The 319-nt window shown below is 48.6% G+C and carries 1 protein-coding gene; it reads left to right on the forward strand.

The features are described from left to right. On the forward strand, positions 1 to 319 hold a 319-nt coding region (locus AB4585_RS29065; protein WP_372172266.1), incomplete at both ends, for an FUSC family protein.

The following is a 319-nucleotide window of genomic DNA, read 5'->3' on the forward strand; positions in this document are numbered from 1 at the left end:
TGATAGAACCGCGCATACCGCCAAACAGATGTGGCAGCGAATTAGCGACAGCCTTTCCCCTTCATCAGTGCTATTTCGCCATGCCATAAGGCTCGCAACGGCACTCACCGTTGGTTATGGCATCATTGAATTATTCTCCATTGAGCATGGGTTCTGGATACTGCTGACCACTCTGTTTGTCTGTCAGCGTAACTTTAGCTCCACCAAACAAAAGCTATTTCATCGGATCAGTGGCACCTTTGCCGGGCTAATCCTTGGTGTGGTAATGCTCTCTCTTATCCCTGAAGTGGAAGGGCAGCTGTTCGTTATTGTCATTTCC

This window comes from Vibrio sp. 10N.222.49.C9, from assembly GCF_041474985.1.
GTDB lineage: Bacteria > Pseudomonadota > Gammaproteobacteria > Enterobacterales > Vibrionaceae > Vibrio > Vibrio crassostreae_C.